At 37.9% G+C, this 5916-nt stretch carries 3 protein-coding genes; all 3 read right to left on the bottom strand.

All coding sequences use genetic code 11. The features are described 5' to 3' along the window. Positions 1 to 99 precede the first annotated feature (99 nt). Positions 100 to 420 (bottom strand): hypothetical protein, encoded by a 321-nt coding sequence (locus tag AC52RT_RS17820; protein WP_495541990.1) that lies wholly within the window; start codon positions 418 to 420, stop codon positions 100 to 102. Positions 421 to 560: 140 nt separating this feature from the next. Then, positions 561 to 989 carry a very short patch repair endonuclease gene (locus tag AC52RT_RS17815; protein WP_495541989.1) on the bottom strand — a complete coding sequence of 143 codons (429 nt, stop codon included), beginning with the start codon at positions 987 to 989 and terminating at the stop codon, positions 561 to 563. 96 nt (positions 990 to 1085) lie between these two features. Continuing rightward, positions 1086 to 5882: a DNA phosphorothioation-dependent restriction protein DptH gene (dptH, locus tag AC52RT_RS17810; RefSeq protein ID WP_495541988.1), complete on the bottom strand. Its 4797-nt coding sequence runs from the start codon at positions 5880 to 5882 to the stop codon at positions 1086 to 1088. Positions 5883 to 5916 lie beyond the last annotated feature (34 nt).

The raw sequence follows: 5916 nt of genomic DNA, 5'->3' as shown, positions 1-5916 counted from the left end.
GTCTTGAAAGTAATTTAATAATTTTTGTCGTGATACTAACATAACCACAACATAATCGAAGTCATCAGCTGTTACACTATCAATTCCTATATCAGAGTCTCATTTATTCCAGCATAATAAATAATGGGTGGTTCTTTTCTCTTTATTATAGAGCCAGCCTTGTTTCCTAGTTCCCTTGAATTTATAACTTATTTCGAGGGCAAAAGTATTAATTGGAGTCGTGTTTGTTAGACATCCCTTCTCATCAATCAAAACTTTCTCACCCTTAAAATCTCCCACAATGTCTATGCCCTCTATCTGTTCCTTCTTCGTAAATACCCGATGGACATTCTTCAATGGAGTATAGTTAGGATAAAAGTTACTATCTAAATATTTACCCAACTCTTGCTCCGCTCTTAGATCTCTCGTAAAGTTACTCATCACAATCCCCACCTGTCTATCTCATGATGTAATATTTTCAACAATAATTATACTAATGGACAATATAAGGGTTTTATGCATAAGCCACACTTAATCATATGTCATTGGAAACACCTTCTTACAAAATTTAAGTTATTTAATTAACTATTAACTTCTTTAATTGCATCCAATATAAATCCTTCCAACCTATCAACCGTCCCATAAAAATCACGCTTTAAATCATGCTCCCACACCCGGTAAATATACCAACCTTTCCTAAGATAATAATCAGTAACCTCTTGATCATGCTCTTTATTCCGATTGAATTTGTTAATCCAGAATAGCTGATTCTTATTTGGCAAAGTTCCATGAAGCTCACAGGCATGCCAAAAACAGGAGTCAATAAAAATGACAACCTTATATTTTTGAATGGCAATATCAGGGGTTCCATATAAAGATCTTACATTTTTGCGAAATCGAAAGCCCCTTCTCCATAGTTCACGGGAGACTCTGTTCTCAAGCTTTGTCCCCATCCCGTGTATAGAGCCCATTATTCTCTTTCTTGTTTCATCCGACATTTGCGTATTCATAAAGAATCACTCACTGTCTACTTTTACTATTCTTTACCCGCTATTTGTCAAAATGACACAAGCCCCTCCATTTCATGAAGGGGCTTGTTTATATATTTATCTTTTACTAAACGGCGAGATATTCACAACATAAGGTCTAGAAGGAAGGAACTTACCATTGCGATCCAACACAGGGCCATATACAATACATTGCCCTTTCTGAAGGTTGGTTAGCTTTGTTTCCCACTCTTTTCTTTCTCTATGGTCTGCCGCTATATTCGCTGCTATCGTAGATATTTCGTTTTCCACAGGCGAGAAGTAAATCTTCACAGCTGAATTTTGCAATCGGCTGATTTGATCTCCAGAGAATCCTTTTGTTGATTGGGTGGCGAACCATCCAGACCAGCCGAATTTTCGGCCTTCTGTTAAGATTTTCGCACTTGGAGAGTTATTGCTGAAATCAAGGCGCTGAGATTCATCCAGTACCGCCGGAAATGGAATCCGTTTATTCCCATGCTGTAGCTTGTAATACCATAAATCCCAAAGGATAAATTCCGTGATTAGTTTTTGGACATCAGGTGAATATCCTGTCAGCTGGATAATGAACACCTTTCCTTTTTCTTTCTCAAGAAAGGACCAGTCCATATCCTGGCTTGAATCAAATGGGTTCTTATCTATAAGCAGATTCATTTGCGACAGGGCAGTTTTCGCTGGTCCTGACCCATCCTCCTCCAATAATTCACGGAGAATCTCAAAGTTCATCTTTTCATCATAAATAGACATGCCTTTCATGACGGCTTGATAGATAGAATTTAGCTGTTGCGGTCCTAGTGTAGTATAGATAGAACCGATGACATTCTTCATTCTTTCAGCCACATCAGAATCATCTTCATCGATAAATAAATCTTCATCCAATTCTTTTTTGTTCCTCTTAAAAGGATTAATCGGGAATTTCTTCGCAAGGACAATAAATTGCTCCAATCTGCCACCTAAATTCTCCTTGAATTCATCCTCGAGCTGTGACTTCTTGAAACCATCCGTATAGTCAATGATAATACTGGATATATCATGTTTGGCTAACTCCCATAACAGGCATTGGATGAAGTATGTCTTCCCTTGGCCAGACCCACCAGTGATGAATAGATGACGATTAGCAAGATTCTTATGTCCAAATTCCCAATTCACAACCTGATTAGAACCCTGGATTACTCCAATAGGGACTCTTATATCGTCTAAAGATATTCGGGATTCTTTGTCACTCGGCTGATTCTCGTCCTTGTCCTCGCTGATTACGATATCTTCAATTTGCTCATTATCAGCATCATTACAGCTTCCTTTATCAAATTCCTCATCACGGTTGTCTATAGATGCTTTATACTCATTTCCCGAGGGATCCTCCGCTACCTTTGCATGCTGGATAGATTGATCATCATCTTTCGTTACAGAATCAGCAGAATTACCCTTGTTCATATCCATAAGATAAGAACCCTGATAATTTTGGGATACGTATACATGACCATCAGGATGATATTGATTGGCCAATAGGTTACTTGGAATAAAATCCATATACCCAGTCTTCATCCTATCTACAATGGTTTCTATTGAAGTCGAAAGACCAGCATAAGCATCCTCCTCAATAAACATTAGGTTCAAGATTGCATTATTTAACTCAGCAGACCGGAATCCACTATTATTCCTAAAGTGAAGAACCGCACCTTTACCTATATAGGCTTCTAAATGCTCTCCAATGGTAAATTCATCATTTAGCAACAATGCCTTCAACTCATGTATTTGATTATATTTTTCTTTTGTCCATAATCCATTGGAATAAATCTTTTTCGCATTGGACAACAGAATTTGAGCGAAGAAATTGCGATAAAATTTCTTTCTGAAACACTCTTCACCAGGCTTATCAACAAGAAATTCCTTAAATAATGCAGCTGTCTTCTCAATTTGAATATGGGCCTTGCTTGTCTGCAGGCGACCTATCTTTACCTCAACAGGATAGAGGTAAAGCATTAATCTTCCTTCCTGCTTTTCTATACCCATCATTAATATATCGTCACTATGCTTGCCGAATGATTTTAGGTTCTTCGTCGAGAAGATTCCATCTCGTTTCGTCAAGTTAACTGCCGCTGCGACACGAAGAATTTCTTCCAGGGATACTGGTATCCATGTAATAGACGGATGATAGAGATAGCATTCCAAATACTTCATCGCGGATACGATGCTAATTTTCTCCCTAGCAAAGTGACCCTTGCTGCCAATGATACGTAATAGCCATTCACCATTAATGGAATTAAATGCTTTGATGGCTTGATCGATGTTATATTCGGATATCGTAGATGAATGGTCATAAATATATTCCTTAATGACTTTTTTATACTGGTTAGTTTTATCCGTTACCGTTATCGCATCATACCGATCGGAAGAAGTATGCTGGTCATTATAGTGAATGACTAACAACTCATTGGTCGAGACTTGGAAGAAATCCAAATCAACACCAGGTTCAATAAAGGTTACCCAGAAAGAAGCCTTATATAAATTTTTTAGCAACTCTTGGTTATGAGAAGAAGCGCTCATCACGATTGATTTATTCTTGCTATATGAACTCCTGCCTTCATTCTTCATGTTAAAAGCAAGCTCATTATAACTGCTCGCTATCTCCACCAAATAACTAGGCTTTTCAGGCCCATTATGAAGGCCGAAACCTGTACGGTAATCTGAATCACTGGAAATCGACGCCACTGAAGAAAGCAATCCATTGAGCGAGATTCCCGTATCCATTTGATTCATTGGATGAGACACCTCAATATCTTGAGTAGGGAGCTTGAAGAAGGAAATATGGCTATAATGAAATTCCATATTGCCCTTTGTCTCGTTCTGATAATAACGTATATTTTCTCTTATTAACCTCAACACATCGGCAGCATCTAAATCCTTTGAGTTAATGTCAATATCGAATACTTCTTTCAGTTCCATCGGCGTCTGGATAGCAGACAATAACTCAAAGGAGCTTTGAGAGTCCTGACTTCTATAAAGGGCTACCTCTATTGGTAAGATATTATCAGGTCCTAATGTCTCAAGCTGTTCCTTCATGAAATTAAAGATTCCACGGACCACTTCTTTATCATTGTTTATTTCTACAATGTTCAATAATAATGGAGATTTAGAGCTACTTAAGAACAAGTAATCGAAGTGTGTCACAAATTGCTTTATCTTCTCTTCCACAACCTTTGCCAAGAACTCATTTGCCGTACCGATAGATATTTGCTTCTCCGGCTCATATTCATGCCACTCAGCATATTTATTCGTTAATGTCGGCCTGTATAGTTCATCATTAGGAGCATAAATAAATGGCATAAGATTATTTGGATGTAGGCGATTTAGAATGACATAATCCAACTCTTCGTCATGAAGCTGCTCTTCCAAGTATAATTGGTAAGCCACATTCAACGGATGAACTGGTGTCAACCATAGCCGATCATTGTCAACAAAGGTTCCTAGCTTGAACAGATTTAACTGCCTTTCCGTTAACAGAGTGTCTTCTTCAATCATAGCTATATGCTCAGATACATGAGTGATATATGATTTTGCTAGCTTTTTCAGCTCCTCATCCATATAACTTAAGCTTGGTAAGAGTTGTTTAGTTGAGAAATAAGCTAAATAGGCCTCATATGCCTGAAGGACCTTTTCTGGTAACTCCATATCCGTTATTAAGGTGTCACGTACCATTTGCTTGGCAATAGACTCCACCCATTTTTGTTCGATTAACAATTTTGTTTTAAAGTCATCGTGTGGATAATAAGTCGATGTTTCTTGTCGAATGGTATCTTGCTCCAATACAAAGTGAGCTCTTTTTTCACGCTTAAGTTTAGCTACCCGTCTCGCTTCTATTGGGGTTGAGCGTACATCCGAATCTCTTATCTCAAATGGCAAAAAGCTTTGGTGAACTTTCATGTTAAACGCTAATCGATCGTCCTCCCAGGCCCCTTGATCCATCTCTAGTGCAACGGAAACTCCTTCATCCTTTTCTATGGTTTCATAGGCTTCTCTAATTAGATGATGAACGCTAGATTCACCCGAACCAATGACAATTTCTTCCCCAGTATAATGAAGGAAGATGGATGATGCAGCATTAGCATATTTCACTTCATACTTTGTTTCAATTCCTGCTAGCATGTCAGCAGAAAAAGGTACAATGCAGAAATTGAATTCATAGTTGGATTTCGATTCATTGTTATGACGATACTTTATTTGATGAAACTCTACTTTTCCTTCTTCAACTGGTAAACGTACTTTTAACTTTTTACCACTTGTCTCACAGTAAGGTTCACTCTTTTTGTGGATATACTGTTTCTTGAGATGATCATCAAACTCGAACTCCATTTCTACAGATGATTGAAATGGCTCATTGAAGACGATGATATGACGTTTTCTCATCCCTGTCTTCGTTTTAGCATGGGCTCTTTCCCAAAAGTCGACCCCTTTATTTAATTTTTTCGTTTGTGCATCCAGATAGGTTAGGTGGATTTTTTGATTATTATCAAAAGAGGTTTTCACTGGCATTAATTCATTGGTATACCAATCATCCTTCTTAAGTTTCGTAACCATCTTATCATCAAAGTATTTATCTAATTCCGTATCCAATGTTTCATAGTCATGGATTCGTTGAACCAGCTCATACAGCTTCGAATTCTCCTGCAACCTTGCTTGGATTTCCGCTGGCTTAATATAGGTTCCCTTATTTAGCTCAGGGTCTGGGAAAAGATTGAGTTGCTTGAAATCAGATTGCTCAATTTTCCCTTTATAGAATAGAGAAATCACCTCTGCATAATCCCATATGGTCGTCTGCACGACAAGGTCTTCCAACTTCTTATCTAAATGAAAATGGATAATTTCTTTTTCAGCCATCGAGAAGGTGTCTGCATTTTTCAATTCATCTTTA

Source organism: Peribacillus sp. (assembly GCF_059453735.1).
This window is presented reverse-complemented; position numbering and strand designations above follow the sequence as displayed.

What these genes read in the sequence shown, in the direction of transcription:
- AC52RT_RS17820 (WP_495541990.1), bottom strand. Translation starts at nt 420, where the DNA reads ATGAGTAACTTTACGAGAGATCTAAGAGCGGAGCAAGAGTTGGGTAAA.
- AC52RT_RS17815 (WP_495541989.1), bottom strand. Translation starts at nt 989, where the DNA reads ATGAATACGCAAATGTCGGATGAAACAAGAAAGAGAATAATGGGCTCT.
- dptH (WP_495541988.1), bottom strand. Translation starts at nt 5,882, where the DNA reads ATGGCTGAAAAAGAAATTATCCATTTTCATTTAGATAAGAAGTTGGAA.